This window comes from Paenibacillus sp. FSL H8-0283, assembly GCF_045040675.1.
Lineage (GTDB): Bacteria > Bacillota > Bacilli > Paenibacillales > Paenibacillaceae > Paenibacillus > Paenibacillus amylolyticus.
The window spans coordinates 472,918-486,263 of the sequence record NZ_CP150295.1; the positions used below are offsets into that span (position 1 = coordinate 472,918).

The following is a 13,346-nucleotide window of genomic DNA, read 5'->3' on the forward strand; positions in this document are numbered from 1 at the left end:
TTATATGAGGTTTTGGGCACGAACCATCCAATAGAAGGGGAGATAAAACGATGAACATACAGGAGCGGTTACATGACTCCCGGTGGAGTGATGCACTCTACTTAACGGAGAAATACAAGCAGTTTGTGCAGCGATATGCTGCCCAAGTTCCCAATGATCTCTTATTTAGCGAGGAAATTGCTGTTGATATAAATGAAAAAAAAATAACTGCTGACGTTCAGCATGGGGACATGCCTGTGGAGCACACTTCCGAGTCGGAAAGGATGCAGAAATGGCTTGAAAAGTTTTTTTCAGGACCAGGAGCTATTGTCCAATCGCTTCCGGGCTGAATCCATGAATATGGAGACGGTGCAGGTGCAGGCTATGTTTAACGATACAGGCTTCATGTACGACTTTGTGCAGATGCCTTGGCATCAGGAACTCTGCAGCACATTTCTGGAGAATGAGCATTTGGAGATCGAATATTTTATTGAGGGGAATACGGAAGAAATCCCGTTCTTTGAGTTTTCTAGACCCTTCCTGCAACGATCCATTCAGATCATGACGGACGGCTTGAATGATGGATATGAATGGCTGGACAAACGACGTGTTACTGGGCTTGTTCTGAAGACCGTCTCGGATAAAGTGTTCCACATGTCTGCCAAGACACTAATCTATGAATTAAATAAAGCGAGATTGCAAGATGAATTGAGAGGTGAGGATTCCCGGCAGCGGTATCTGCACTTTGTGAACCAGAACATGCAGTCCAGGGATCAGATTCTCTCCTTACTACTGGAATATCCTGTTCTTGCACGAGGACTTGTCGAGCACACTCTTCGGATCAGTCTGAATATGATGCGTGTTCTGGAGCGGCTGACAAGAGATCGTCGTGAACTGGAATCTTTTTTTGATTTCAAGCTGGATAAGCTGGAGGATATCGTATTTCTCGGGGATTCCCATAACGGTGGAGCTAGTGTATTGCGGTTGGCATTTGCCGAAGGGGTCAATGTCATGTACAAACCTAGGAACATGGCCATCGACACCGCTTTTGCCAGTCTGTTGCAATGGTTTAACGATCAGCGAATAGGATTACCCTTCCGTATTGCCAAATCGCTGGATCGCACCGAATATGGCTGGCAGCAATTCATTCCCTATGAGGAAGTCACCAGTCTGGAGGGAGCGGAACGCTTTTTTGAACGGCAGGGGCAGTATCTCGCTATTTTGTATGCCGTTAATGCAACAGACATGCATATGGAGAACATTGTTGCTCAGGGCGAGCATCCCTTCTTCGTCGATCTGGAATCACTGTTGCATAATCAACCTTTCAAATATGAGGAGGAGAAGGCACACTATACAGCACTGGAGAAGACCCTTTCGATATTGAATGATTCCGTGTTAAAAACGAGCATGTTACCAACGTTGGATTCCAACGCTTTGTATCACAGTGATCTGAGCGGACTTGCAGGGGATGTGGATCAGGTACTCAATACGTATGAGATTCATTATAAAAACACCGATACCATGAGAATCCAACGAAGCAAGGTGAGTGTGAGTCGATTTAGTCATTTGCCTTCATATGAACATACACCCATTAAACCTGAGCGATATATCCAAAGTTTGAAGGAGGGTTTCTATCGCATATACAGTGCTATTATGGAGCAAAAGGAGTCATTTATCTCAACAGTCCGCAATGACTTCCATGGTTGTGCTGTACGTACCATTGTTCGTCCGACCGTTACGTATTTTACGCTGATTGAAGCCAGTTCCCATCCGAAATATCTCAGAGACGGGTTGGATAAGAATCTGTTGTTCGACATGATGTGGATGATTGTGCGGCAGGATCGTGATCGTGAAAAACTGGTGAGATATGAGTGCCATGATCTATTGCATGGCGATGTACCCATGTTCCAGACGTTTATCGGTGAGCAAATGTTGTTCCACCACTACGACAACCAAGCGATTGACGGCGTGTTTTCCTCCGATATTTTAACGCAGACCGCGGATAAAGTGCGGGCGATGAATCCCAAAGACATGGATATGCAATGGGAGTTTACCGAGCGTACAATCCAGACTAAATATGTCCTGGAACGCTCATTCGCCATGGAGAAAAGCACGGAAAGCGTCCGACCGGAAATATTGAATGAAACTCAAATATACATGACCAAAGAAGAATATTTGCAAGAAGCCGTGAGGATTGGGGAGTACATAAAAGATATTGCTATTATGGGAGATGAAGGTCTTTCGGTGTCATGGATCAGTATGGGTATGGATGCAGACGAGAAGCTGATCTACAAATCTTCCGAGTTGGGGTTATATAACGGGGTAACCGGTATTGCCTATTTCTATCTGTATCTGAGTCAGGAGACAGGTGACCACAAATATATGCAGATGGTTAATCTGTGCATTCAGACTGCCTGGGAAATGATTCGCAAAAACATCGACAAAAACATCTCATTGTTCACTGGCTACGGGTCGCTTCTCTATCTGCTGGTGCATAAAGCTAACGTATGTTCCGAGCCGGGGATCAACCCGGATACGCTGGAATTACTCGATATCTTGGACGATATGATTGATAGTGATCAGCAATTGGATGTGATCTCAGGTTGTGCGGGCACATTGATGGCATGTGTGGACATGTATACGAGCTTCCAATCGCAAAAAGCGCTGGATGTGGCTGTGCGATGCGCAGACCGATTGCTGGATCTTGCCCAGCCGATGGATCAAGGTATGGCTTGGGTGACGTCAGCGATCAATAAAACGCCACTTAGCGGTATTGCACATGGCAACGCAGGTATCTGTCTTAGTCTGGCTCGTCTATACAGTACTACAGGCAACAAAGCCTATCTTAAAACTTGTATGGAAGGACTGAAGTATGAGGAAGCCCTCTACAGCCCTGAAGTAAACAATTGGAAAGATCTGCGGTTCACCGATGGCAATATGCCGGAAGAACACTATGTTATGTACTGGTGTAATGGCGCACCCGGTCTAGGGATCGCCCGCGTAGGGATAGCGCAGCAATTGAGGTCATTGGGAGCTATGGATACGATAGAGACAGATATCCGCAGGGCGTTAGCCAAGACGATGGAAGAAGGGTTTACAGAAGTTAGCTATTCGCTCTGCCATGGGGATATGGGCAATCTGGAGCTGTTCCTTCTCGCAGCCGATTACTTGCAGGATGAAGAGTTGAAGGAGTTCTCGGTTCAGATGGCAAATTACATTGTGACACAGGTGAGACGTGATAACCATCATTGGAGATGCGGCATTCCGGGTCGTCAGCAAATCCCAGGACTGATGCTAGGGCTTGCCGGAATTGGATATCAATTGCTCCGACTGTACAATCGTGACCTGCCTTCAGTACTGATGATGGAAGGACCAAAGGGCAAGGGGATAAGGGATATGGCTCAGACATACGCTATGGAAACGGCGTCCGCTCAGCAGCAGATGACTACTATGGAGCAGTCATCCCATATGGGGCAGCATCATGCCTGAACGGCCTGTATTCCGTCTGCGCCGGAAGAGACAACGCAAAATCCCTGTCAAACTGCAAATGAATCAATATGATTGTGGTCCCAGTTGCTTGCACATGTTACTCGCATATCATGGCTATGAAGCTGATTTCACCGATCTGAGGGAACGTTTTGCAATGATGGGAAACGGCAGGGATGGTAGCTCCATGCTCAAAATGAAAGAGGTTGCTCAGACCTATCACTTGAAAGGGATAGCCAAAAAAGCGCCTGTTGAATCACTTAACAATGATTTTCTGCCAGTCATTTGTTTCTGGGAGGACAATCATTTTGTCGTGCTTGAGCGGATCAAGACGAGTGGGCACTTCATTATTGTTGATCCGGCTTTGGGAAGGCAGGTTATCAGTACGCAGGAGTTTGCGGAGAAATATTCAGGTATTTTTTTGCTCGTATATCCGGATGAGGGCTTTGTACCCTTGTCCGAGAAAAAGATTAGTAAAGTGGCGTACTTCAAGGATTTGATTCGCAGTAACAAAAAATATTTTGGTTGGACCGTTCTACTTGCTCTGGGGCTGCAATTGGTTTCGGTGGCCTTTCCGTTCTTGATGCAGGTTTCGATTGATGCGGCCACTAGCGGTGAGGGCTACTCGTTATTTCCTGTCCTGATCACCAGCATTGTGCTGTTAACCCTATTTCAGATCGGTTTCAGTTATATGAAGGATATGTGCATCGTACGGCTTCAGGAATTGTTGGATTCCCAACTGACGACAAACTTTGTCTCTCATATGCTCAAACTGCCTTATCAATATTTTGAAATTCGTTCGCGCGGGGATTTGATGCTGCGGATTAATAGCAATACGACCATTCGAGAGATTTTGTCCCAGAAGATGATCTCTACGCTGATCAATCTATTTTTAATTGTTGTGACCTTCACGTACATTGTAATCCAGTCCCGTTTGATCGCTTTTACACTGCTTGGTGTTGGACTGGTTCAAATTCTTGTTTTTGTATACACACGTAGCAGATTCAAGAAACTGACACAGACCCAAATTGTTGCCCAAAGTTTGGCTGGATCATTCATGACGGAAGTGTTGGAAGGCATCTCGACCATCAAATCACTTGGGATTGAAGAGCGTACCGGGGAAAAATGGAGAGCACTATTCATGCGTCAGCTCGCAACGGTCAAGGAAAAAGCTATTTTTCAGACAAGAGTAAATACCGTGACGAATACGCTGAGTTTTATGACTCCGATGCTCATTCTGCTGGTGGGACTATATCAGATTATGCAGGGGAATATGACACTTGGTATGCTCGTTTCATTCCAGTCCCTGGCCGCGCTGTTTCTGGGGCCGCTGAACTCGCTTGCTTTGATGCTGAACGAGTTCGTGATGGCGGATGCGCTGCTGGATCGTATCTATGATGTCATTCAAGCCGAGGAAAGTAATAAATTCAAGAAGAAAACACCGACCCTCCGAGATGTAAAGCTGAATGGGGATATTACAATTGATCAGGTCAGTTTCAGGTATACCGATTACGGGGAAGATGTGCTGAAAAATATTAATATTACGATTAAAGCAGGGCAAAGGGTCGCTCTGGTTGGAAAATCAGGCTCAGGAAAGAGTACCTTGGCGAAATTGCTGGTAGGGCTGTATACGCCCACACAGGGTAATATCTATTTTGACGGCGTGGTTGTAGAAGAACTGGAGCAGCAGGATATTCGCAGCCAGATCAGTATCGTGCTTCAGGATAACTTTGTGTTTAACAACACCGTGTATGACAACATCAGGCTACATGCAGAGGGTTCAACGCTGGAGGATGTAATGTTCGCAGCGAAGCTGGCGGATATTCATGACGATATTGAGAAGATGCCAATGAAGTATAACACACTGATCTCTGAAGCGGGTTCGAATCTGTCTGGAGGGCAGAAGCAACGTGTTGCTCTCGCGCGAGCATTGGTAAGCAGACCCAAAGTTCTTCTGTTGGATGAGGCAACTAGTGCTCTGGATACTGTTACAGAAGCGACGATTGCCCATAATCTGAATATGTTGAAATGCACCCAGATTATCATTGCTCACAGACTCAGTACCATTCGAAGCGCGGACACCATATATGTACTGGATCAGGGTGTACTCGTGGATGCTGGAACACATGATGAATTGATTGGACGGTGTAAATCCTACAATGATCTCGTGTGTGAACAACTGGACGAAACCGGGGCCAGACAGTATGGATGAGGCTAGTAAGGATGATGTTGACGGAAGACAAAAGGCTTTCTTTTCTACACAATATGTGTTGAAGAGAATGCTTTTTTGTTATATATGGAAAATCCGAGAAGCTAAACTGATGCAAAATTCAGGAAATCGGGTAATATACACGCGAACACGCGTATGAATCATATTAGGAAGAAAGATACATAAAAACGATGCTCTCAGCCGATGTGGTCATGTTGATTTTGTACTATGATTCAGTTAACAGAAGCAGAAGGCATGGGTGAATGATCCTGATTCATTGGGTGCACATATACATTGAAATCATAAGAAGAAGGTGATTGGTATGAGGCCAATACAAAAAAAGGTATGTGTATTCTTACTAATTGTGCTATCTATCTTTATTTTGGGAGGCTGTCAGAACATGAAAGAAAGTGAGAAACAGGCACTTTTTCAAGAAGCAGAAGCAAAAGCGGTCAAATATTTCAAAGACAAGTATGAGATGAACGTTGTTATTACCAGCAAGGAGTTGCTACCCGAAATGGCACTGGACTCGATTGCAATGGAAGGGCATGTGGTAGAGCAGGAGGATCAGGAGTTCACTATTTCCTATGACTATAGTGATAAAAAAATCAAAAATTTTGGAATGAGCCCTGCCATCAAGGCAGCCATCATTGAGAAAGGCTACGATCCTTTTGCCAAGTAGATTGTATTGAATTTTGGGAGGTGAACATAACATGGGGGATACACCAAGAATTGATGATGAAACATACCGTCTGATGTCGGAACTGGCTTATGAAAATGCCAAAGCAGGTACTGAATATGCGAATCTACCAGGCTGGCAAGTGCTTGAGGATACGCATGGCAACGGTTATTCCGGGTTTGACGCAGTGACTTTTTACAATCCGGAAACGGGGCAGGCGGTCATTTCTTACCGAGGAACAGAAGGAAGTGCCGGATGGGATCGTAAAGGGCCTGATTTTCTGGCGGATGGTCAGATTGCGATCCCCGAACTGGGCAGAAAAATTGAACAATCTACCGATTTCACACCCGATTGGTTATCAGGTGGAATTCAAAAGGTAAAAGACGTCACCGGGCTGACTCATTTGGATAATGCGGTGGGTGAGCTGGATAGACAGATTGATAAAAAGCTGAATCCTTTTCCAAATCAAATGTACGAAGCAGAAGACTACGCGAAGGATATGCAGAACAAGTACAAGAATTTGGACTTCTCTCTGACAGGGCATTCATTAGGCGGCGGAAATGCTCAGTATGCAGCAGCGCATACGGGAATGATGGCAGTAACCTTTAGTGCGCCATCTGTAATATCCAGCTTGACTCCATCACTGAAACGTAAGGCAGAAGAGGGTGGATTCGATAATCAGATCGTAAACTTTGGTCACCCGGGTGACTTTGTCGCCAGTGGATTCTTTGGTGGCTATGATCGTCATGTGGGTTCCATGTATTACATCAACTCTAATTACAAGGACATGAATGACAACATGAGCATGGGAGATAAGATGGGTAACACCTTTGGTGGGAAGGAATACCACGACCTGAAGCAGTATCAGTTCGAGAATGGTTATATTTCCAATGATCTATACGACCCTACCACTGGTGAGAAAATCAATAAAACTCCCCGTGAACCTTCCAATATCATGACGGAGCTTGCGGATGTTATGCGTAGCTTTGGTGTGCAGACTAGCAAGATGGTTGCAGGTGTTGGCTCAGTGGGGGGAGCTTCCGGACTAATTCAGGTAACGCCGGAAGAACTGAAAAGTGTCGCTTCACGGTGGAAGCAAAATGCACAACAGTGCAATGCGGAGCTGAATCAGGTGCGAACCCGCATGGCTCAATACCTGCATACAAGTCGCAGTCGCAGGCTGGAGCCCATTGTCACCCAACTGGACGCGTCGATTCAAGAACTTAGCACATGGCATATGAAACATACCAGCCAGTTCCTGAACTTTATTGATGAGAAGGCGGATGCTTTCCGGCAGGCTGACGAGAGTCCGGTTCATTTTTAATTAGGATTTCTGGGTGGCTAGCGTTGATATCACGTACATAGGGGAGGGGAACACGAGTGGGTGGACAATTGCTGGTGGAATTGAATGATCTTCGGATTGCGGAAAAAGAACTGACACAGCTGCTTGCCCGTCTGCAAGCCGATGAACAGGAAGCGCGGGCGCTATATAGTCGCCTGAACGATTGGAAAGGCCAGTCCGCAGATCATACAAGACAGCAGATTGAAGAGTTTTTTGCGGGCCTGTCCAGACGTATTCAATCCATTGAACAGCAGAAGAAAAGTTTGCTGCAATACATTGAGATCATGATCCAGACGGATCAGGAACGCTAAAGGGTGGTAAGGCTGATGCCAAATTGCGGATGGTAATCAGCGTGGATAAGAGTGTGACCGTGGAGCGGCATGATTAGTGCCTTAACCACGGATTGTAAAGAACATGGGTAGCCAATCAAAATGATGATAGCTAAAAAGCCTACGGCATATCGGGTTTGAACCCGTATGCCATAGGCTTTTTGTTATCTGAAATTGTCTCAAGTTATCGTAAAACTGTAAGTTAGTTCTTAACGTTTTTTGCGACGCGTAGCCAATGCAATCCCCAAGAAGGACAGGATCAGGGCCAGAATGGATACGATCAATGTTGCTTGTTGAAGCTTCAGCGTACCCGGGTCTGTATCCGTGTTGTTTGGTTCACCTGTAACGGTGTCATTGAGTGCATCGCCCAGCGTGGTGTCATCGTTTGCTTTGCTATCGTCGGTAGCTGCATTATCTCCAGTGGCGCCTTCTGTACCTGCACTATCATGTCCATCGTTGGCATGACCTCCACCTGCCGCAGCATTACCAGCAGCAGCCGGATCTTCGCTAATCGTTGTGATACTGTGCGGGTTGGCATCACTTGGTTGGCCTGTCCATTCTACGATGCTGCCATCGCTGTAGTATTGGAATGCATCCCAAGCTACTTCAGCTTCCGCCTTAGGGTTCTGTGCAACGAAGTTGAACTGCTGGAATTGTCCTGCCAGAATGCCTTCGTTATCGCCGTCAATCTCCCACGTAATCGATGTTACTTCATTGGAATCGTTCTTCTCTGTAGTGATTTTCCAGCCTGCCAGTGGTTGATATTGCTTGAATGCAACACCTTCTGGAACTTTCATCGTGATTTTGGTTGTAGGCAGTTCTTTCTCGGATGGAATCTTAATGGTGTACGTCTGCCATGCACTTGTCTGTGCAACGGATGGGCTAACGGTAACGTGAGCGCTAGCGAATCCGGCGAATAACATGAATGCTGCGGTACCTGTTGCGATAGTGGATGTTAGTTTGGAAATCCATGATGTGTTCTTCAAAATAAATAACCCCTCTCAGTTCTTATCATATAGATTCGGCCCATTTTCTTAAATGAGTGTCTACGTTCTGCAAAGGCCGTTTCGGTTACGAATTGTTCTTTCGAGTGATTAAAAGCAGGTTACACTTGCTACTTCGATGACAGAATAACCTTCCGATCGCTGTTATCCCCAGATTTTTTGATTCCCTTTTCTTAAAGGGTAAAATCCGGGGATAGCATATGCTTCCGAAGCAGCTTTCTTTCAGAAAGCTTTTAGGCGAACGCTTCGCTTCTTCACGCTATTTCTGTCCTCTCCGTTCTCGTGTAGATCAGAAAGCTTTTAGCTTCGCTTCTCCAGAATCAATTTCTTTCCCTTCACTACATTTGCAGTTTGTAGAAACACTAATTTTAGATTGGGCCACTTTTCAATTTGATCTTTGTGTAACTATGGCTTGGCGGTGTCGATCTCAAATTCGGCATCCAGTGCATCCAACGTCTTGGTCAGGAGATGTACCTTGATATTCCAACGTCCAGGCATGGAGATGTAATCTTCAGCCTTGTACACACCGGTGTCGTTTTTCGGAATGGTAATCTCATAGATCCCCATATCCATGTCCAGATGTGTGAGTGACAGTGTGATCTGTTCCAGATCATTAACGATACTTCCATCTGCCCGTTTCACATCAACTTCGAATTGGTTCTCTCCCGTTATATTGGGACTCACCTGAAGTGTGATCGCCGAGCCGTCTTCTGTAGTCTTTGTCTCCTGATACGGTCCGACCGCAGCGGGTTGTCCTGGAGACAGGTGTGTCAGTACGGCAGCAAGAGCGAGAATGACAGCACCGGTGGCAAGTTCCGCTTTCAGGCTACCGGATAATCTGCTTCCTGTTGCTGCTCTTGCCAATCTGGCATGACGCCAGGCGAAGACAAGCATTACAATAAGCAGGACGATCTTGCCGATCAGGACAAGGCCATAAGCTGTAGTGAACAGGGAAGTCAGCACAGGTGCTGGTAGAATAATCAGACTGCTGTATATCCCTGTAGCAACCAGAGCGGCTACGGCGCCAATTCCCCAGGCGGTAAACCTGCGAATAGCAACCCAGTAGACCTCTCCTCGCACCTTCGATGGTAGCTTATCCGCCAGTGGAGGCAAACATATCGCCATGGCGGTTAGTGCGCCAATCCAGAAAGCGGCACCGATCAGATGCACGAAGTCCATGGCAATCGCGAGAGCACGTTGATCCGCCGCAGCCGGATGTCCCGTCATGGCATGCGTGAACAGCCATCCAAGCACGAGCACAAGTGAGCCATAGGAAGACCAGATGCGAGCACGGATGGATCGATCGCGATCATATCCGGAGAGAATCGTGACGGCCAGCAGCATTACAATGAGTATCTGTAACATCCAGATCTGACCAAAGGATGTCAGCTTGAGCGCACTTCCGATCAGTGCCCAGCTTAGTTCGTTCAGAGCCACACCAGATTCATATAACGTATTCAGTGGCAGGCTGACCAGAGCGGCAAAGGAAGCAGCAGCATAACTGATCCATAACAATCTGTAGCTGCCCGGAACGTCCATAGGTTCTCTTGTCATGGATGTCGGTGCGATTCGCAGCAGTAAGAATGCAAGTGTCCCCAGAATGACAGACAATCCGAGATACTGAATCCAGTCTGTCAGGGATACAATCCATTTCAGCGGCCCACCTGTTGAACCGGAACCGGATGTAAGATCACTCAGTCCGGCAGGAGAACCGGATGGTTCACCGATATGGAAAACATACGCCCCTTGAATTGGGTGTCCATCGGCAGATACAGCTTTCCAGTTAACGGCATAAGTCCCGTTCCCGAGTCCAGCTTGCAGGCCAGTCTCCAGAATATGAGGGCGATCCACATCAATCTTTACATTTCCATCGTCTGCCTGATTGCCGTCAGGGCCGGTTATTTTGATATCATAAAAGGCCGTCTGCAAGGATTCGTTGAACTCCAGCGTCAGCCGCTCCGGAGCAGCTACGAGGATCTCATTTTCTCCTGGCGAAGCCTTAACAATATAAGCATGGGCAGATGCCCACTGTGGCATAACAAGGCAACATACGAGCAACAGACAGGTGACCAATGCCCAGTGCCGTTTGCCCCATTTCAGGGTAAAGCGTGTAAAAATCAAAAAATCATCACCCTCAGGTTATAGATTTGTAGTCATTCATGGTCCTTAAACACAATCTAAACCATTATAACTTTGTCCAAAATGACTGCGTATGACTACATTGGGCTATAAAAAAACGGTTTGGTCTACATAATTGTGACAAAAGCATGAATGCTATGTCATTTCTCACCTATGTCGGAAGCATCATTGACTCCGAATTAACAATGTTTATTTGCGAAGTTTACGTCCTGCAAGCCCGCTCTCTAGTGCGTAGCGGGTGAGTTGTACCCGGTTTTCAAGCTGGAGCTTCTGCAAAATGTTTTTGAGATGATTCTTCACCGTCTGGTCTGAAATACCGAGTTGATCGGCAATCTCCCGATTGGTATATCCCGCGGATACCCATTGCAGAATCTCAAGTTCCCGCGCCGTTAGCGGGTTATCTTGCACATCTTCACTGCGTGGTGCGGGGAACTCCTGCAAAATCCGGTAGGCCAGTTCCTTACTGAGCGGTGAGTCGTCACTGACGATGGCGCGCAGGTATTCAAGCCAGGTGGAAGGCGTTAGATTTTTGAGCAAATAGCCTTGAGCGCCTTGTTTCAGTGCTTCGAACAGAAACGTCACATCATCCGATACCGTGACCATAACAACAATAACATAAGGGAATCGCAGCTTGATCTGACGGGTGGCTTCCAGCCCATCCATGCCCGGCATCTGCACGTCCATCAGGATCAGGTCGGGCATCCATTGTCCGGTGAGCTCCAGCGCTTCCTGTCCATTCGAAGCTGTACCAATCACTTCAAACAGGCTGTCCTCGGATAAAATGCTACAGATCGCTTCACGTGCATGCGCATGATCATCAACAACCAATACACGTACATGTTCCATATTAAGCATGCTCCTTTCCTATCGTCATTCGTGTATGCCCCGGTCTTGAATCGAGGGTGAAAGACCAACCCATCTCGGCAGCACGCTCCTTCGTAATTCGCAGTCCGTACCGATCCTTCAGATGAAGAGGATCTCCACTGAGTCCATTCCCATTATCCTGAATATAAATGAACCAGGCAATTGGGTTACCTTCCGCGTGAACCTGAACGCGGGTAGCCTGCGCATGTTTGCGTACATTCAGTAGTCCCTCCCGGATACAAGCGAGCAGTTCCACTTGTTCCTTGGCAGAGAACGTTACACCCTTGAGGTTCCAATGAATCTGTGCACCAGGTACCGTTTCCTTGACGAGCACTTCGACCTGCGCATGCAGTGAAATAATTTCTGATGTTACCGTAGAGGAAGGAACAAAACGCAACTGGGCAATAGCTTGCCTTACATATGTATTGACTTCATGCACGGTTTTTTGAATCTCCTGGATCTCATGCTCATGTCCGCTCCCTGCTAGACTACGGCCTGCTTTATCGGTCTTCACGGAGAGAAGGAAAAGAGACTGAGATATGCCGTCGTGAAGTTCCCGTGCCAATTGGTCACGAGCTTCCAGTGTTGCTTTCGCTGCACGTTCCTGCTCGAGAGCAGCCCTGGCACCTTCGAGCATGTGGAACAATCGGCTGAGCAGTGTCACGCTGACGAGGTAAACGATGACGGGTGTTAACCAGTTTCCAGCATCCATCGAAAGGTATGGCATCAGAAACTGATGGCGAATGTATTCCCAGATGCCAACCGTGAATGTGGGGATCAGCAGAATCATCCATTTAATTTGTTTATAGGACATGAATGCAGAACTCCTTTGATCTAGGATTAGCTTAATTAGGTACTTTATTTATACAGGGATGGGACCATTATAACGCAAGCTTGTCCAAGACCCTAGTCTGTGTCTTTGGAGAAAGCTGGGGAGGATCAGGGAGTATTTAGAAGGATATCTAAGAATGACAAGGGGTGAAATATTGTCACGCTAGGTGAGGGTTGGTGTGACCAGCTGAGGGGGGCTGAGTCCGTTTTCCCTATCGGAGAAGGTCCTCTATACTTAATATAGAACGTGAATTCATTACAAAACATGTTAAGGAGTGAAGCAACAACATGAGTCAAGAAGTATTGGAACGTCGCAGTGAATTGCTCAAAAAGAACATTCATCAGATGCTTGTTCAAGACAATCAGCACGGTATCAGTCGCCAAGACAACATGTTTTTGCAGCAGATGATTAAAGAGCTGCATCAGACCTCACATGAGCTGAATACCAAATCTTAATGTAGAATCTGCACGAGAATGAAGTTGT

Annotated in this window: 11 protein-coding genes; 7 read left to right on the plus strand and 4 right to left on the minus strand. The window is 46.6% G+C overall.

Going from position 1 to position 13,346, the window contains the following annotated elements; translation table 11 throughout:
- The first annotated feature begins 50 nt into the window (after window positions 1-50).
- From MHI52_RS02295 to MHI52_RS02320, 6 genes are all read left to right on the plus strand, one after another.
- Complete coding sequence (locus tag MHI52_RS02295) at window positions 51-329, plus strand: hypothetical protein (protein ID WP_405158362.1); 279 nt, start codon at window positions 51-53, stop codon at window positions 327-329.
- Window positions 277-3,468 (plus strand): type 2 lanthipeptide synthetase LanM family protein, encoded by a 3,192-nt coding sequence (locus MHI52_RS02300; protein ID WP_405158363.1) that lies wholly within the window; start codon window positions 277-279, stop codon window positions 3,466-3,468. Before MHI52_RS02295 ends, MHI52_RS02300 begins: the two co-directional genes overlap by 53 nt.
- Window positions 3,461-5,677, plus strand: a complete 2,217-nt coding sequence (locus MHI52_RS02305; RefSeq protein WP_405158364.1) for a peptidase domain-containing ABC transporter — start codon at window positions 3,461-3,463, stop codon at window positions 5,675-5,677. The genes MHI52_RS02300 and MHI52_RS02305 overlap by 8 nt, the downstream gene beginning before the upstream one ends.
- A 397-nt stretch (window positions 5,678-6,074) precedes the next feature.
- Complete coding sequence (locus tag MHI52_RS02310; protein WP_036616676.1) at window positions 6,075-6,356, plus strand: hypothetical protein; 282 nt, start codon at window positions 6,075-6,077, stop codon at window positions 6,354-6,356.
- A 31-nt stretch (window positions 6,357-6,387) separates the two neighbouring features.
- A complete protein-coding gene (locus MHI52_RS02315; protein ID WP_405158365.1) occupies window positions 6,388-7,677 on the plus strand; it encodes a hypothetical protein in 1,290 nt (429 codons plus the stop codon).
- 56 nt (window positions 7,678-7,733) lie between these two features.
- On the plus strand, window positions 7,734-8,006 hold the full coding sequence (locus MHI52_RS02320; protein ID WP_017691024.1) for a hypothetical protein: 273 nt from the start codon (window positions 7,734-7,736) through the stop codon (window positions 8,004-8,006).
- A 227-nt stretch (window positions 8,007-8,233) separates the two neighbouring features.
- On the opposite strand, the gene MHI52_RS02325 is transcribed toward MHI52_RS02320, so the two are convergent.
- From MHI52_RS02325 to MHI52_RS02340, 4 genes are all read right to left on the minus strand, one after another.
- Window positions 8,234-9,010, minus strand: coding sequence for a YcnI family protein (locus MHI52_RS02325; protein ID WP_340983649.1), 777 nt, complete (start codon window positions 9,008-9,010; stop codon window positions 8,234-8,236).
- Between the two features lie 423 nt (window positions 9,011-9,433).
- Complete coding sequence (locus MHI52_RS02330) at window positions 9,434-11,149, minus strand: copper resistance protein CopC (protein ID WP_340983648.1); 1,716 nt, start codon at window positions 11,147-11,149, stop codon at window positions 9,434-9,436.
- A 207-nt stretch (window positions 11,150-11,356) separates the two neighbouring features.
- A complete protein-coding gene (locus MHI52_RS02335; protein WP_405158366.1) occupies window positions 11,357-12,013 on the minus strand; it encodes a response regulator in 657 nt (218 codons plus the stop codon).
- 1 nt (window position 12,014) lies between these two features.
- Window positions 12,015-12,845 (minus strand): sensor histidine kinase, encoded by an 831-nt coding sequence (locus MHI52_RS02340; RefSeq protein WP_405158367.1) that lies wholly within the window; start codon window positions 12,843-12,845, stop codon window positions 12,015-12,017.
- Window positions 12,846-13,150: 305 nt separating this feature from the next.
- Between MHI52_RS02340 and MHI52_RS02345 the strand changes: the two genes are divergently transcribed.
- Window positions 13,151-13,318, plus strand: coding sequence for a hypothetical protein (locus MHI52_RS02345; RefSeq protein WP_017691019.1), 168 nt, complete (start codon window positions 13,151-13,153; stop codon window positions 13,316-13,318).
- Window positions 13,319-13,346 lie beyond the last annotated feature (28 nt).

What these genes read in the sequence shown, in the direction of transcription:
- MHI52_RS02305 (WP_405158364.1), top strand. Translation starts at nt 3,461, where the DNA reads ATGCCTGAACGGCCTGTATTCCGTCTGCGCCGGAAGAGACAACGCAAA.
- MHI52_RS02340 (WP_405158367.1), bottom strand. Translation starts at nt 12,845, where the DNA reads ATGTCCTATAAACAAATTAAATGGATGATTCTGCTGATCCCCACATTC.
- MHI52_RS02315 (WP_405158365.1), top strand. Translation starts at nt 6,388, where the DNA reads ATGGGGGATACACCAAGAATTGATGATGAAACATACCGTCTGATGTCG.
- MHI52_RS02345 (WP_017691019.1), top strand. Translation starts at nt 13,151, where the DNA reads ATGAGTCAAGAAGTATTGGAACGTCGCAGTGAATTGCTCAAAAAGAAC.
- MHI52_RS02310 (WP_036616676.1), top strand. Translation starts at nt 6,075, where the DNA reads ATGAAAGAAAGTGAGAAACAGGCACTTTTTCAAGAAGCAGAAGCAAAA.
- MHI52_RS02335 (WP_405158366.1), bottom strand. Translation starts at nt 12,013, where the DNA reads ATGGAACATGTACGTGTATTGGTTGTTGATGATCATGCGCATGCACGT.
- MHI52_RS02295 (WP_405158362.1), top strand. Translation starts at nt 51, where the DNA reads ATGAACATACAGGAGCGGTTACATGACTCCCGGTGGAGTGATGCACTC.